12 protein-coding genes are annotated in these 15,417 nt (G+C 46.4%); all 12 read left to right on the top strand.

Annotated elements, in window-relative coordinates:
- Positions 1-39: 39 nt before the first annotated feature.
- Positions 40-972, top strand: coding sequence for an ABC transporter permease (locus tag NLX74_RS23435; protein ID WP_013372103.1), 933 nt, complete (start codon positions 40-42; stop codon positions 970-972).
- A 4-nt stretch (positions 973-976) separates the two neighbouring features.
- On the top strand, positions 977-1,927 hold the full coding sequence (locus tag NLX74_RS23430) for an ABC transporter permease (RefSeq protein ID WP_254330555.1): 951 nt from the start codon (positions 977-979) through the stop codon (positions 1,925-1,927).
- 11 nt (positions 1,928-1,938) lie between these two features.
- A complete protein-coding gene (locus NLX74_RS23425) occupies positions 1,939-2,877 on the top strand; it encodes an ABC transporter ATP-binding protein (protein WP_013311102.1) in 939 nt (312 codons plus the stop codon).
- Positions 2,878-2,999: 122 nt separating this feature from the next.
- Positions 3,000-4,631, top strand: a complete 1,632-nt coding sequence (bshC, locus tag NLX74_RS23420; protein ID WP_254330554.1) for a bacillithiol biosynthesis cysteine-adding enzyme BshC — start codon at positions 3,000-3,002, stop codon at positions 4,629-4,631.
- Positions 4,632-4,694: 63 nt separating this feature from the next.
- Positions 4,695-5,960 (top strand): adenosylhomocysteinase, encoded by a 1,266-nt coding sequence (locus tag NLX74_RS23415; protein ID WP_013311100.1) that lies wholly within the window; start codon positions 4,695-4,697, stop codon positions 5,958-5,960.
- Between the two features lie 330 nt (positions 5,961-6,290).
- Complete coding sequence (gene mraZ / locus NLX74_RS23410; protein WP_013311099.1) at positions 6,291-6,728, top strand: division/cell wall cluster transcriptional repressor MraZ; 438 nt, start codon at positions 6,291-6,293, stop codon at positions 6,726-6,728.
- 17 nt (positions 6,729-6,745) lie between these two features.
- A complete protein-coding gene (gene rsmH, locus NLX74_RS23405) occupies positions 6,746-7,696 on the top strand; it encodes a 16S rRNA (cytosine(1402)-N(4))-methyltransferase RsmH (RefSeq protein WP_254330549.1) in 951 nt (316 codons plus the stop codon).
- Positions 7,697-7,720: 24 nt separating this feature from the next.
- On the top strand, positions 7,721-8,101 hold the full coding sequence (locus NLX74_RS23400) for a hypothetical protein (protein ID WP_235309380.1): 381 nt from the start codon (positions 7,721-7,723) through the stop codon (positions 8,099-8,101).
- Between the two features lie 60 nt (positions 8,102-8,161).
- Positions 8,162-10,453, top strand: coding sequence for a penicillin-binding transpeptidase domain-containing protein (locus tag NLX74_RS23395; protein WP_254330547.1), 2,292 nt, complete (start codon positions 8,162-8,164; stop codon positions 10,451-10,453).
- Positions 10,454-10,534: 81 nt separating this feature from the next.
- Positions 10,535-12,451, top strand: a complete 1,917-nt coding sequence (locus tag NLX74_RS23390) for a stage V sporulation protein D (RefSeq protein ID WP_235309381.1) — start codon at positions 10,535-10,537, stop codon at positions 12,449-12,451.
- 55 nt (positions 12,452-12,506) lie between these two features.
- The gene (locus NLX74_RS23385) at positions 12,507-13,994 is read left to right on the top strand and encodes a UDP-N-acetylmuramoyl-L-alanyl-D-glutamate--2,6-diaminopimelate ligase (protein ID WP_069289989.1); all 1,488 of its coding nucleotides are present in this window, start codon (positions 12,507-12,509) and stop codon (positions 13,992-13,994) included.
- The gene (locus tag NLX74_RS23380; RefSeq protein ID WP_235309863.1) at positions 13,994-15,397 is read left to right on the top strand and encodes a UDP-N-acetylmuramoyl-tripeptide--D-alanyl-D-alanine ligase; all 1,404 of its coding nucleotides are present in this window, start codon (positions 13,994-13,996) and stop codon (positions 15,395-15,397) included. Before NLX74_RS23385 ends, NLX74_RS23380 begins: the two co-directional genes overlap by 1 nt.
- Positions 15,398-15,417: the final 20 nt, after the last annotated feature.

The raw sequence follows: 15,417 nt of genomic DNA, 5'->3' as shown, positions 1-15,417 counted from the left end.
TCGAATGGTGTCGAAAAATATGGGAGGTGTAAACGGGCGATGGCGCGTTATTTGATCAGTAAATTTATATTTATGCTTATTTCTTTGCTCATTCTGATCTCTGCGACGTTCTTTCTGATGAAGGCAATTCCAGGTAACCCTTTCATGAGCGAAAGAGCGACGTCTCCTGAGATTCAAGCCCGATTAATGGAACAGTATGGGTTGGATAAGCCTGTATATGTACAATATTTTAAATACTTAGGTGATATTGTTACGGGTGATTTTGGTATTTCTATGAAAAAATTGAATCAAAATGTGAGCGACATTATTGGACAGACCTTCATGGTATCACTAAAATTAGGTCTGGTCGCAATTATTGTTTCCATTATTGTCGGTATTTTACTAGGTATGCTGGCGGCTTTATACCATCGTAGACTCATTGATACCGTAGCGATGATATTGGCAATTCTGGGTATTGCGGTTCCCAGCTTCGTTCTGGCATCATTAATTCAGTTCTTTTTTGCCCAAAAGTTGGAATTGTTTAATGTTATGGGCTTCGAGGGCCCAATGGACTACGTTCTGCCTGTTGCGGCTTTGTCCGCTCAACCAATTGCATTTATTGCACGATTGACGCGTTCCAGTATGATAGAAGTACTGCATGCAGATTATATCAAAACGGCCAAAGCTAAAGGCTTGAAATCCATTACGATCATGTTCAAACACGTTGTGCGGAATGCTATTTTGCCAGTTGTTACCTACGTTGGTCCAATGACAGCGAATATTATTACCGGATCTGTGGTTATTGAACGGATTTTCGGGATTGGCGGTATTGGTAAAGTGTTTGTGGAAAGTATCACAAGCCGTGATTACACCATGATTATGGGCATAACGATTTTTTACGGTGTTTTGCTTATGTTAGCGCGTTTTATTACAGATGTCGCGTATGGGTTTATTGATCCTCGGATTAAGCTGTCCGGCGGGAAGGAGGGGTAACTTTATGTCTGTGAAAGACAATGCTGTGAATTTGGATAAACTTCAGGTAAAACCGGAAGATTTCCGAAAAATAGGGGTCGATGAAAAGCAGTCTGAAGTTATTCAGCGAGAAAGCTTATCTGCTTGGCGCGATGCTTGGGAACGACTTCGTAAAAACAAGGTTGCAATGACTAGCTTGATTGTTTTAGTTCTGATTGTGCTTTTTTCTTTAATCGGTCCGATATTGTCACCCTATAATTATTACTCTAATGATTTACTGAGCACGAATCTGCCACCTTCTGCGGAGCATTGGTTCGGTACGGATGATCTTGGACGTGATATGTTTGTCCGTACATGGATGGGAGCACGGATTTCCTTGACGATAGGTCTGGCTGCAGCTTTGATTGATTTGCTGATTGGTGTTATTTATGGTGGAATTATGGGTTACTTTGGTGGCCGCGTTGATGAAATCATGAATAAATTTTCTGAAATCTTGTACTCCATTCCTTACTTGCTTGTTACGATCCTGTTGCTGGTTGTACTGGAGCCAAGTATCACTACAATTATTATTGCGCTCTGTGTAACGGGGTGGATTAACATGTCGTGGATTGTACGTGGTGAAATGATGCAACTCAAAAACAGAGAGTTTGTACTTGCTTCCCGTTCCATGGGTGCTGGAGCAGGTCGTTTGCTTTTCCGCCACCTCTTGCCTAATGCAGTAGGTCCGATCATCGTTACATTGACGTTGAGCGTTCCAACCGCTATTTTTTCCGAAGCTTTCCTGAGCTTCCTCGGTTTAGGGGTACCGAATCCGGAGGCATCGCTGGGTTCAATGATTGAATCAGCTCTGACCGGGTGGATGTATTACCCGTGGCGGATGCTTTTCCCAGCAGGTTTGATCAGTTTGATTATGCTTGCGTTCAACCTTTTTGGCGACGGCTTGCGTGATGCGCTTGATCCGAAGTTGAAGAAATAGGAGGTGAGATCATGGTGAGTAGCAACAATTTAATTGAGGTTGAAGGTCTTAAAAAGTATTTTAATGTTGGCAAAAACCGTGTGCTCAAAGCGGTGGACAACCTGAATTTCTATATTCGCGAGGGTGAAACGCTGGGTATGGTTGGCGAATCCGGCTGTGGTAAGTCTACAGCGGGTCGTACGATTTTGCGCTTGTATGAACCTACAGCAGGTAGCGTACGTTTTAACGGTACGGATATTTACAAATTATCACCAAGTAAAATGAAAGCAATGCGCCGTGATATGCAGATGATCTTTCAAGATCCGTATGCATCATTGAATCCGCGTTTTACCGTTTCTGATATTATTGGTGAGGCACTGGATATTCACAATATGGCGGGTAGCCGTGCAGAACGCAAGAAACGGATCGAAGAGTTACTTGATCTGGTTGGTTTGAACCCTGACCATGCAACACGCTATCCGCATGAGTTTTCTGGTGGTCAACGTCAACGGATCGGTATTGCACGTGCACTGGCTGTTAATCCTAAATTCATCATTTGTGATGAGCCGATTTCAGCTCTTGACGTATCTATTCAGGCTCAGGTTGTCAACCTGTTAAAAGAGCTTCAAGAACGTTTGGGTCTGACATACCTGTTTATTGCGCATGATCTGTCGATGGTCAAGCACATCAGTGATCGGGTAGCTGTAATGTATATGGGTAGAATGGTTGAGCTTGCAGAAAGTGCTGAGTTGTATGCAAATCCGATCCATCCTTATACGAAAATGCTTTTGTCGGCGATCCCACTTCCTGATCCAGAAGTAGAAGCCAACAAAAAACGGATTATTATGCCAGGCGACCAAGCAGGCCCGATTCATGATGCATCTGGCAGTAAGACAGGGGCTTATAACCTGGAAAATGCCACGCTCATCGAAGTGTCTAAAGGACATTTTGTAGCTGAGCCCTACGCCTGATCTTGTTTTATGCACCAACCGCCGAGTTATTCGGCGGTTTTTTTTGTAGGAAGCTTTGACGTGGACATAGGCTTTCGGTACAATCAAGCAGTAAGGTTTTGGTGGAGACAGGAGGCAGACCCATGAAAATAATTCCGGAAACGCTTAGCGGAGGGTCGGCTTTGGCAGAAGATTATATACAGGGTACAGGACGCGCGAGCGACTTGTATGAATATAATGTGCTGCACGCCGATGCTTATGCCCAACGGGCGAAGTGGCTGGATAAGACGGGGCATCTGCGATTAAACCGTAAGGATGTCGTAGCATGTCTTCGTATATACAATGAGAAATACAATTCGTATGAGGCGGTTCGTGCTTCATTGGACCGTCTGGAAAGTCCAGATGCTCTGGTAGTAGCTGGCGGTCAGCAAAGCGGACTGTTCACAGGTCCGATGCTGGTCATTTACAAAGCCGCTACCCTCATTAAGGCGGCGAGAGAAGCAGAGGAACGGCTTGGACGTCCGGTTATTCCCGTCTTCTGGATTGCTGGCGAAGATCATGACTGGGACGAGGTCAATCATACATACGTAATGGCAAATGACCCACAAGCCGTCAAAATCAAGCTGAATAAGCAACCTGAACGCCGTTCTTCGGTTAGTGCCATTAAAGTTGACGCTTTTGAATGGAAGCAAGCGATAGCGGATATAGAGCAAAGCTTGCCAGATTCAGAACATAAGGCTGATATAATGCGCATGATTGAGAACGGGATAACGGATTCATATGGACTGAGTGAAGCCTTTGCCAAGTTGCTGGGCCTTTTGTTCGGCACCTATGGATTAGTACTCTTGGATTCAGCAGATCCTTCGCTACGCAAGCTGGAAGCATCCGTTTTTAAGCGGCTGGTTCAGCACAATGATGAGTTGGAGCAGGCTTATCGGACGGCAGCCACACGGATCGTAGATTATGGATATCATTTACAAGCCGATGTGCATGAAGGTGGCGCGAATCTCTTTTATATCCATGAAGATGAACGCCTGTTGCTTTTCAAAAAAGCTGGACTATTCACGGATCGACACGGTCTGGTGGCGTTTACTGTGGATGAACTGCTTGAAGAGATAGATAGACATCCCGAACGTTTTAGTAACAATGTGCTAACTCGTCCTCTAATGCAGGATTCACTGTTTCCGGTGCTGGCATCTGTGCTGGGTCTAGGTGAGATTGCTTACTGGGCGATTACACGGGATGCTTTCGGGGTGTTGGAGATGCAGATGCCGATACTGCTGCCACGAATGTCTTTTACGTTGGTAGAGCCAGGTGTGGAGAAGCATATGCTTAAGTATGAATTAAGTTTTGGTCAAGTTAGAGACGGACTTGAGGAACGGAAAAAGCAATGGATTGCCACTCAAGATCAGCTTGGAATGCAGGATCAGTTTTCCGGGGCTAAGGAAGCTTTTGTCCGCATGTACAAACCACTTGTGCAGCAGACAGGTTTGATTGAAAAAGGTTTGCTACGGCTCGGAGAAACCAACCGCGAGAAGATTCTGGCACAGATCGCCTATCTGGAAGCAAAAGTTCAGGAAGCGTTGCTTCGGCAAAATGAAACAGCACTTCGTCAGTGGGATCGCATCGAATGGTCGCTTTTTCCATTTGGACAGCCGCAGGAGCGGGCGTATACGATCTATCATTTTCTAAACCGTCATGGTCTCAGCTTGATTGATACGATTATGAATGTACCATTGGATCTGACAGGTACGCATCGTGTGATTTATGTATGATTGTTATTTTATATAGGATTTATCATGAAGCAAATTTAACCAATATGAAGGAGGAAACAAAGTATGACTTCCCATTCTCTACAAAATAGCATAGTTCACGATCTTAAATTGGCCCCTGAAGGTCATTTGAAAATTGATTGGGTAGAAGCCCATATGCCGGTATTGAACCGTATACGTCAACAATTTGAGCAAGAGCAGCCTTTTGCTGGTCTGAAGGTAACCATCTGTCTACATTTGGAGGCCAAAACGGCTTACCTGGCTAAAGTGGTACAAGCAGGTGGAGCTCAGGTAACTATTACGGGGAGTAATCCATTGTCTACACAAGATGATGTTTGCGCCGCATTAGTTGAAGATGGCGTTACAGTATTAGCTAAATACAATCCAGACCCAGAAGAATTCAAGAATTTGCAAATCAAGGCACTGGAAACAAAGCCGGATCTCATTATAGATGATGGTGGTGACTTGGTTACTCTGTTGCAATCCGAACGGCCTGATCTGATTTCAACGATCCGTGGGGGAGCAGAGGAGACAACTACTGGCATTATTCGTTTGAAGGCTTTGGAAAAAGAAGGGCAACTTCACTTTCCGATGGTGGCTGTTAATGATGCTTACTGCAAATATTTGTTTGATAACCGCTATGGTACAGGACAGTCAGCTTTCGACGGTATTATTCGTACGACTAATCTGGTTGTAGCAGGAAGTACAGTGGTTGTGGTAGGTTATGGCTGGTGTGGCAAAGGAGTTGCAATGCGTGCGAAAGGGTTGGGAGCCAACGTTGTTGTAACCGAAGTTGATCCGATCAAGGCAGTAGAAGCCCATATGGATGGTTTCCATGTCTTGCCGATGGTAGAGGCTGCTAAACTGGGCGACTTCTTTATTACAGTAACTGGAAACAAGGCTGTAATTACAGGAGAACACTTTGATGTGATGAAGGATGGAGCTGTGCTGTGTAACGCAGGGCATTTTGATGTGGAGGTTAGTAAGCCTGAGCTTGCTAAACGTTCCGAATCCATTCGTACGGTGCGTCGCAATATCGAGGAATATCGCTTTAAAGATGGACGTAAAATGTATTTGCTGGCAGAAGGACGCCTCGTGAATCTGGCTGCTGCTGATGGACATCCTGCGGAAATTATGGATACGACATTTGCGCTTCAGGCGCTTGGCTTGAAATATGTGAATGATCGTTACAATGAACTAGGCAAAGCCGTTATTAATGTACCTTATGAAATTGATGAGCAGGTAGCTCGATTCAAGCTTGATAGTCTGGGAATCCAAATTGACACGTTAACTGAAGACCAAAAGATCTATTTGGACAGCTGGAACGCGTAATCGGATTTTTCCATCACGATTTTCGCTGCAAAGTGTTGCGTTTTTAATGCAAGTATTTGTTTAGGTTGACATAATGGACAGAGAGTAAGCCCTTTATTCCGTGTTATTTCGAAGCCTGATGCATATTGTCGGGGGACGGCTTCATGGGATAAGGGCTTTTTTGCATCTTGTGACGCGGGGCTACAATAACAGACATAATGGTATGGATCCAGCTTCTATCACTTTTTGGTAATGAAAAAGAGGTCTTTGATTTTTTAAAGCGAATCTATTATGCTTAGGTGGTGGAAAGTGGGCCAAAGTGGGAGAATAGGGTAAGGGGTGACGAAACCAATGTTTATGGGGGAGTTCCAACATAGCATTGATGAGAAGGGCCGGCTTACTGTACCGGCCAAGTTTCGTGAACTTCTCGGTGCCTCGTTCGTGGTTACCCGCGGGTTGGACCAATGCCTCTTCGTGTATCCCATGGATGAGTGGGCTGTCATGGAGAAAAAACTTAAAGCACTGCCTCTGATGAAGGCCGATGCGCGGGCGTTTACCCGTTTTTTTTTCTCGGGGGCGACTGAATGCGAATTGGACAAACAGGGCAGGGTAAATTTACCGGGGAATTTGTGCGAATACGCCAAGCTCACTAAAGAGTGCGTCGTATTGGGAGTGTCCACCCGTGTAGAGATTTGGAGCAAGCACACTTGGGAGCAATATTTCAACCAATCAGAAGAAGCATTTAACGACATTGCTGAGAAATTGGTTGATTTCAACTTTGAATTGTAATTTAGGAGGTCAGCCGTTTGTTTCACCACATTACCGTACTCAAAGAAGAAGCAACACAGGCACTAAACATCAGGCAGGACGGGATTTATGTGGACTGCACGTTGGGAGGGGCAGGACACAGTTCCGTCATTGCATCACAGCTTGGCCCTGAGGGAAGGCTCATTGCCTTTGATCAGGACGACTGGGCATTGAACAATGCGCGAGAGAAGCTGTCAGCCTATGAAGGCAAGATTTCATTAGTGAAATCCAACTTTCGCCACTTGCAGGACAAGCTGACCGAATTGGGATTGCCCGAGAAAGACGGCGTCCCGCAGGTCCAGGGGATTTTGTTCGATCTGGGTGTGTCCTCGCCCCAGTTCGATGAGGGGGAACGGGGATTTAGCTACAATCATGATGCGCCGCTTGATATGCGGATGGATCAGAGTAGCTCGCTTACGGCTTACGAAATTGTCAATGAATGGTCCGAAGCAGAGATTGCGCGTATTTTGTTTCATTACGGAGAAGAGAAGTTTTCACGGCGGATCGCAAAGATCATGATTGAACGTCGATTGAACAAGCCTATTCACACAACAGGGGAACTTGTCGATATTATCAAAGAAGGAATTCCGGCTGCGGCACGCAGAACCGGGGGACATCCGGCTAAACGCAGTTTCCAGGCTTTGCGGATTGCTGTGAATGATGAGTTGGGTGCACTGGAAGATACTTTGCATCAGGCAGTAAGATGTCTGGCTCCAGGAGGCAGAATTTCGGTCATTACATTCCATTCTCTGGAGGATCGGATATGCAAGCATATTTTCAAGGGGTATTTGGCGAAAAGCATCTATCCATCTGATTTGCCTATTTTGGAGGACAAAATGGAAGGCGATCTGAAGCTGGTGAACCGTAAGCCGATTGTGGCGTCGGAGCAGGAATTAGAGCTTAATCCACGGTCCCGGTCAGCGAAGCTGAGAGTTGCCGAAAAATTGTAAATTTAATGGAGAAGGAGAGGCGACATGGCTTATACACGCGGTAATTTGGCTGTAAAAGAAAAAGCCCGTCAGGAACAGGTTCAGCAACAACGGTATCGTGAGACCACCAAAGTCGTTACACGCCGCAGAGAGCTGCCGATTCGAGAAAAGCTGCTGTATCTATTGACACTTGTAGCGTGCATTGTCATTGCTGGTATGTTGATTAGCAGGTACGCTCACATTTATCAAATCAATTATTCGATTAATACGGCAAGCAAGGACATTACCAAATTACAGACCAATATCGCCCAACTGAAGATGCAAAAGGAGCGTCTGGAAAATCAGATCGTGCCGACTGCAAAGCAACAAGGATATATCGAACCAACAAGAGAGCCCATTCGTGTGGAAAAGCAGGCTGCCAAATAGTTAAGGGCATAGCATCAAGCTATGCTCTGATGTACATTTTTTTGCAGAGAGGTTTGAGCTATGGTCAAAAGAATAAAGCTTCGCACACTGCTAATAGGGGGATGTATTACCCTCTTTTTTCTTGTTCTGCTACTTAAGGTATTTTGGATTCAAGTTGTGAGCGGGGAGTACTGGCATAACCTGGTAGTTAATCAAGTAGAAAGAGATCAGGTGATTCAGCCCAAGCGTGGAACCATTACGGACCGTAAAGGAAACGTATTGGCTACGGATGCACCGGCTTATACGGTAGTTGTCAATCCTAGCATCATTCAGGAGTATGATTTGGAGAATGAGGTTGTAGTTAAGCTGCACCAGTTACTCAAAACGCCTGAGGATGAGCTTAGAGGACATCTTTCTGCAAAGGATAAAAAGGGGAACTACTTAAAAAATCGCGAGATTCGTAATGGGGGCTGGAAGGTAGACCCTGAGATCAAGGCGCAAGTGGATACGTTCAAAGAGTATTTGAAGGATAAGTATGAAGTAATTGGAGCTGTGGACACCGTTCAAGAATCCAAACGCTATTATCCGGAAAATAAGCTGGCTTCCCATGTTCTTGGCTATCAAAGAAAAGATGGCACAGCAGGTATGGGGTTGGAAGCTTATTATAATAAAGAGCTCTCGGGGACGGCTGGAAAGCTTCTGTATCAGCGGGATCGGAAGGGAGTTCCTCTTCAAGGATCGGAAAGTGTCTATGAGCCGGCACAAAATGGTAAAAATTTAAAGCTGACGATTGACGATACGATTCAGTATTATATAGAGGATGCCATGCAGGAAGCTATTGCAAAATACAACCCGAAAACGATGACTGTAGTAGCTGCTGATCCCCAGACGATGGATGTTCTTGGTATGGCAACTTATCCGAATTTTAATCCCAATACATATGGGAGTACACCCTTGGAATATTTCCGTAATAATGCTACTCAATCTATCTACGAGCCTGGCTCCACGTTTAAGATTGTAACCTTGGCAGCTGCGGTTCAAGAAAAGGTGTTCAATCCAAATGAATCTTACCAATCTGGTATGATTCGGGTCGGAGGCTGGGATATTCGTGATGTAAGCCGCAACTGGGGAACGTTAACCTATCTGCAGGGAGTCAAGCGCTCAAGTAACGTTGGTTTCGTCCATCTGGGTTTGGATAAGTTGGGTGGCGAGAGACTGAAGAAATATATTAATAACTTTGGATTCGGCGTGAAAACGGGCATTGATCTTCCAAGTGAGTCTACCGGAGCTATTACGTTCCATACCCAGTACAAATCCGAGGTCGCAACCGCTTCATATGGACACGGACGTGTTCAGGTGACGCCAATCCAGCAGGTAGCTGCCATCTCGGCAATTGCTAACGGGGGGAAGCTGATGCAGCCTCATCTGGTGAAGGAAATCATCAACCCAGATACAGGCGAAGTTCAGACGATTCAACCGAAGGAAGTCCGCCAAGTGATTACTCGGGAATCGGCAGTCCAGACAAGCAGCTATCTAGAGCAGGTCGTATCTGACCAAGAAATTGGTACGGGACGCCTTGCTTATATTGACGGATATCGTGTAGCTGGTAAAACAGGTACAGCGACGAAGGTCGTCGGAAAAGTATATGACCATTCGAAGGATGTCGTGTCCTTTATAGGTTTTGCACCGGTAAATGATCCGAAAATAGCTGTTTTGGTTGTTATGGACGAACCCAACAAATCAGTAGGCGGCGGTACAGCAGCAGCGCCTGTATTTAAAAAAATCGTATCCCAATCGCTGCTATATATGGGAGTTCCCAAAACGGGAACCAAAACGAATAAATCAGGTGCCGCTGTTGTAAAAACAGTGAATTTGCCAACGATACCAACATTAACTGGTCAGGTGAAGAAGGATGCGCAAAATGCATTGCTCAAACAGGGAATTGCCTATGAAACGGTAGGCAAAGGCTCCAAAATTGTTCGCCAGTATCCTGAAGCAGGCGTCAAAATGAAACCCGGACAACGCATTTACTTGCTGACTGAGGATAGTGCCAACATGACTATTCCTGATTTTACAGGTGTTTCGTTGCGTGACACACTTCAAGTTCTGACCCTTATGAAGGTTGGTGTGCAGGTAAGCGGCGAAGGTTATGTTGTCTCTCAAAAGGCGCAAATGGTAAATGGAAAGCGGATTGTCAGCGTGACGCTTCAGCCGGCCAAAGAAACGGTGACCGGAGTGAAACCGGAGGTCGATACTAAAACTGATTCCAGTACTACTGCTGATGCTGGAACAGACTCGGGAGCTCCTAAGGGAGGAATATCTGCTGTTGCAGATGAGGAAAATGCTGCTGCGATTAAAGGCGAGGATAACTGATAGCTTGTTCTAATGTCCGTTCTTTTGAATATTCATGAGGTAAGACATGTCATGAGTATTTGAGGAACGGAGGGAGCGCGTTTGAAAAAATCTAACGTGACCATGCGGCGGAGGCTGGTATGGGGGCTAATGGGATTATTTGTACTGTTTGCGGCCTTGTCGATCCGGCTCGCCTATGTTCAATTGGGTAAAGGAGGCGAGCTCTCGGCCAAGGCTGAGGATTCGTGGCGCCGCAATATTCCATTTGCCGCCAAGCGTGGCGAAATTTTGGATCGGCAGGGTACGGCGCTGACCTATAATGTCAGTTCGCCGACAGTCATGGCGATACCAGTACAAATTAAGAAGCCGGAAGAAACGGCACGCAGGCTGGCACCCTTGCTGGATATGAGTGAGGATAAAGTGCTCAAGCTGATTACCAAACGAACAGCAAGCCAAAAACTTCAGCCCGGCGGACGAAAAATTACGATGGAGAAAGCGCAGCAAATTCGTGATTTGAAGCTGCCGGGTATCGTTGTTGCTGAAGACAACAAACGTTATTATCCTTATGGTGATCTAGCGGCTCATATTCTTGGGTTTACAGGAATTGATAATCAAGGGCTGACAGGCGTAGAGAAGCAGCAAAACAGTAAGCTTCGGGGAATCGACGGAAGCATTGCGTATTTATCGGATGCAGGTGGTCGTCTAATGCCTGGTTCTTCTGAAAAATACATTGAACCGAAGGATGGACTGAATTTACAATTAACCATTGATAAGTCTGTGCAGTCCATTATGGAACGGGAGCTTGACCAAGCCATGGTCAAATTTCAGGCGAAGTCCGCATTGTCTATAGCTATGAACCCTAAGACGGGTGAAATATTAGGCATGGCTGGACGACCAAGCTATGAGCCAGCGCAATACAAGCAATATGCGCCTGAAATCTATAATCGAAATCTGCCTATCTGGATGACATATGAACCTGGGTCTACTTTCAAAATTATTACATTGGCTGCTGCCTTGGAAGAAAAGAAGGTTAATCTCAAAAATGACCGTTTTTTTGATCCGGGATATATTGAAGTCGGTGGAGCACGCCTGCGTTGCTGGAAGAAAGGCGGACATGGAAGCCAAACTTTCCTTCAAGTGGTGGAGAATTCTTGCAACCCTGGTTTTGTAACATTGGGGCAGCGATTAGGTAAAGAAACACTGTTCAAATACATTCGCAATTTTGGCTTCGGCAGCAAAACGGGGATCGACATGATTGGTGAGGGCAACGGTATTTTGTTCAAACTACCTCAGGTCGGTCCTGTAGAGCTGGCGACAACCGCTTTTGGTCAAGGGGTGTCTGTTACTCCGATCCAGCAGGTTACGGCTGTATCAGCGGCAATCAATGGCGGTAATCTTTATAAGCCTCACATTACAAAAGGTTGGGTTCAGCCGGGAACCGGAAAAGTGCTGGAAAAAGTAGAGCCAGAACTGGTACGTAGGGTTATTTCAGAGGAAACCTCCCTACAGGTAAGGGAAGCGCTGGAAAGCGTCGTTGCTAAAGGTACAGGTCGTCCTGCTTTCATTGAAGGCTACCGGGTGGGAGGTAAAACGGGGACAGCACAAAAGGTGATTAACGGGCGTTATTCTTCCTCGGAGCATATTGTATCCTTTATTGGTTTTGCACCGGCGGATGATCCGCAAATCGTCGTTTATACCGCTGTCGATAACCCGAAAGGCATTCAATTCGGCGGGGTGGTTGCTGCGCCAATCGTGCAAAATATTTTAAAGGACGCGCTGATTGCCTTGAAAATACCGCCTCGCACCAATCAAATTGCCAAAGAGTACAAGTATGGAGAAAATCCGATCGAAACGGTACCTGATCTGGTAGGTGCTACTGCAGCTGATTTGTACGAAGATATGAATATGAACTTTATGCTCGTGAAATCTGGGTCAGGCAAGACGGTCGTGAGTCAGGCGCCGAAGCCGGGCTCCAGATTGGAGCGGGGATCAACGATCCGTATTTACATGGGGGATTGATAGGTTCATTTTATACCATACTATGAATAACGAGAGAGCAATGGAGGAATGAAAGATGCAGCTTCAACAATTGGCTTCACTGCTGGCCGTCTCCCGTGTGGTGGGTGACGGTACAGTGGATTGCCGAGGAATCGGGGCGGATTCACGTCGAGTGCAACAGGGAGATTTATTTCTATGTTTGCCAGGTTTTACAGTGGACGGACATGACTATGCTGAGCAGGCAATTGCGTCCGGGGCGGCAGCATTGGTCGTTGAACGGGAACTGGATGTACCTGTTCCGCAACTTGTAGTTAAGGATGCACGACATGCCATGGCGGTTTTGGCGGATTATATGTTTGATTCACCGAGCCGACGTATGCGCATGATCGGCATAACCGGAACCAACGGTAAAACAACGATAACTTATCTGATTGAAAAGATCATGAAGGATGCCGGGGTGAACACCGGACTGATTGGTACGATTCAAATGCGTTACGGAGGTCAGTCTTACCCAATGTCTGGCACTACGCCCGAAGCGGTGGAACTGCAACGTTATCTCGGAAATATGGCAGAGCAGGGGGTTCAATGCTGTGTCATGGAAGTATCCTCACATGCGTTGGAGCAGGGCCGCGTCAAAGGAACTGATTTTCGCACCGCTATATTTACAAACCTGACGCAGGACCACCTGGACTACCACAACACAATGGAGGAGTACCGTGCTGCAAAAGGACTTTTGTTCTCTAGGTTGGGAAATGCTTTCTCGCGGGATGCATCAGATAGCAAATATGCTGTTCTGAATGCAGACGATCCGGCTTCTTCCTATTTGCAGGCTCAAACTGCGGCCCAAGTGATTACATACGGCGTAGAAAAGGAGTCTGATGTGCAGGCATCTCGTATCACTATAGGTTCCAAGGGAACCTCCTTCCATGTGTCTACTTTTAAAGGAGATACCGATATTGAGCTTCGAATGGTGGGCAAGTTCAATGTGTACAACGCACTGGCGGCCATTACCGCTGCTTTGCTGGAAGGAATCTCGCTAGTGGATATCAAGCGCAGTCTAGAGTCTATCGCAGGCGTAGATGGGCGGGTAGAGCCTGTAGATGCGGGTCAGCCCTTTGCTGTTATTGTAGATTATGCCCATACACCGGACGGATTAGAAAATGTTCTTCGCACCGTAAAGGAATTTGCGGTCGGTAAAGTATGGTGTGTATTTGGATGCGGCGGTGACCGGGATCGTACAAAACGTCCGTTGATGGGGAAAATTGCTGCGCGTTACAGCGATCATTCGTTTATTACTTCCGATAATCCGCGAACAGAGGACCCGAAAGTGATTTTGAAAGACATCGAACAAGGGTTGATTGACGAAGGTGTACCCGCAGAACGATACGAATTGATCGTGGATCGCAGAACTGCAATTCATAAAGCTGTTGAAATGGCAAGCCCTGACGATGTAGTATTGATTGCGGGAAAAGGTCATGAGACTTACCAGTTGATCGGAAAAACGGTGCATGAATTCGATGACCGCATCGTAGCCAAAGAAGCGATAAGGGGTTTATCCAAGTGATGAAAAGAACAATCGGTCAGATTGCATCTATGTGTGGAGGAACACTTCATGGAGAAGCGGACGCCGAACAGATGGTCGAAGGCGTTTTTACAGATTCTCGCAGGCCGCAGAGCCAAGGGTTGTTTGTTCCACTCGTGGGCGAACGGTTTGATGGACATAATTATGTGCAGCAGATCGTAAGCGAGGCAGGTGCAGCTGCATTTTTATGGCAAAAGGATCATGGAGCACCTCCGGCTGAGAACGCTATTGAGGTAGAGGATACGTTAGAAGCCCTTCAGCATCTAGCAGCTGCATACTTACGCGAAATTGGCGTTTCTGTCGTTGGGATCACGGGAAGCAACGGCAAGACGACAACGAAAGACATCGTAAACGCTCTGCTGGGTACGACTTTTAAAGTACACAAAACCGAAGGGAATTATAACAATCATATCGGTTTGCCTTTAACGGTACTTTCCATGCCGCAGGATACAGATATTCTCATTCTGGAGATGGGTATGAGTGGGCGCGGAGAGATTCGTCTGCTGGCTAATATCGCTCAACCAGATGTAGCTATCATAACGAACATAGGCGAATCGCACTTGCTGCAGCTTGGTTCTCGAACGGAAATCGCTCGTGCAAAGTTGGAGATTACAAGTGGCCTTAAGCCTGGTGGTTTGCTGATCTACAATGGGGATGAACCACTGCTTTCACAAGTGTTGGCGGAGTCTGAAACGGTCAAGCCTGAAGGTTTGAAATTGTTTACGTTCGGGCTAGCTACAGGCAATGATGACTATCCGACTGAAATCACTTCGGATGGAGAAGGTAGCTTATTCATAACAGCCCAATCTGGCAAAGAGGCTTTCCGGCTTCCCTTGCTTGGACAGCACAATGTTGTAAATGGTTTGGCAGCACTGGCGGTAGCGCGTCATTTCAATGTCGATGCAGACCATATACGTAAAGGGTTATCGTCTTTAAAACTGACGGGCATGCGCATTGAGGTCGTGAACTGTCCTAATGGACTTACCGTGCTAAACGACGCTTATAATGCCAGCCCGGCTTCAATGAAGGCTGCCATTCAGACGTTGTCTGCGTATAAAACGGACGGACGTAAAGTCGCCGTGCTTGGTGACATGCTGGAGCTGGGACCTGAGGAAAAGCAATTCCATGAGGAGATTGGAATTTTCGCGGCAAAGCACGACGTAGAGGTACTGTATACCTACGGTGCGTTAGGCACTTCGATTGCGCAGGGTGCGCAAGGGTTGATGCCAACTGCTAACGTGCACGCTTATACAGATAAGCAAGAGCTGATCCAGCATTTGCAGGTTCATCTCCACGCCAATGATATTGTGCTGGTTAAGGCATCCAGAGGGATGCGACTAGAAGAAATTGTGGATGCGCTGAAAAACGGTCCGCTACAGAACTGATGTTGACGAGAGGGAGACTC

Source organism: Paenibacillus sp. MZ03-122A (assembly GCF_024213325.1).
GTDB lineage: Bacteria > Bacillota > Bacilli > Paenibacillales > Paenibacillaceae > Paenibacillus > Paenibacillus polymyxa_B.
This window is presented reverse-complemented; position numbering and strand designations above follow the sequence as displayed.

Excerpts from the sequence above, each read along its gene's own strand:
- NLX74_RS23435 (WP_013372103.1), top strand. The coding sequence starts at position 40 with ATGGCGCGTTATTTGATCAGTAAATTTATATTTATGCTTATTTCTTTG.
- NLX74_RS23430 (WP_254330555.1), top strand. The coding sequence starts at position 977 with ATGTCTGTGAAAGACAATGCTGTGAATTTGGATAAACTTCAGGTAAAA.
- NLX74_RS23425 (WP_013311102.1), top strand. The coding sequence starts at position 1,939 with ATGGTGAGTAGCAACAATTTAATTGAGGTTGAAGGTCTTAAAAAGTAT.
- bshC (WP_254330554.1), top strand. The coding sequence starts at position 3,000 with ATGAAAATAATTCCGGAAACGCTTAGCGGAGGGTCGGCTTTGGCAGAA.
- NLX74_RS23415 (WP_013311100.1), top strand. The coding sequence starts at position 4,695 with ATGACTTCCCATTCTCTACAAAATAGCATAGTTCACGATCTTAAATTG.
- mraZ (WP_013311099.1), top strand. The coding sequence starts at position 6,291 with ATGTTTATGGGGGAGTTCCAACATAGCATTGATGAGAAGGGCCGGCTT.
- NLX74_RS23400 (WP_235309380.1), top strand. The coding sequence starts at position 7,721 with ATGGCTTATACACGCGGTAATTTGGCTGTAAAAGAAAAAGCCCGTCAG.
- NLX74_RS23395 (WP_254330547.1), top strand. The coding sequence starts at position 8,162 with ATGGTCAAAAGAATAAAGCTTCGCACACTGCTAATAGGGGGATGTATT.
- NLX74_RS23385 (WP_069289989.1), top strand. The coding sequence starts at position 12,507 with ATGCAGCTTCAACAATTGGCTTCACTGCTGGCCGTCTCCCGTGTGGTG.
- NLX74_RS23380 (WP_235309863.1), top strand. The coding sequence starts at position 13,994 with ATGAAAAGAACAATCGGTCAGATTGCATCTATGTGTGGAGGAACACTT.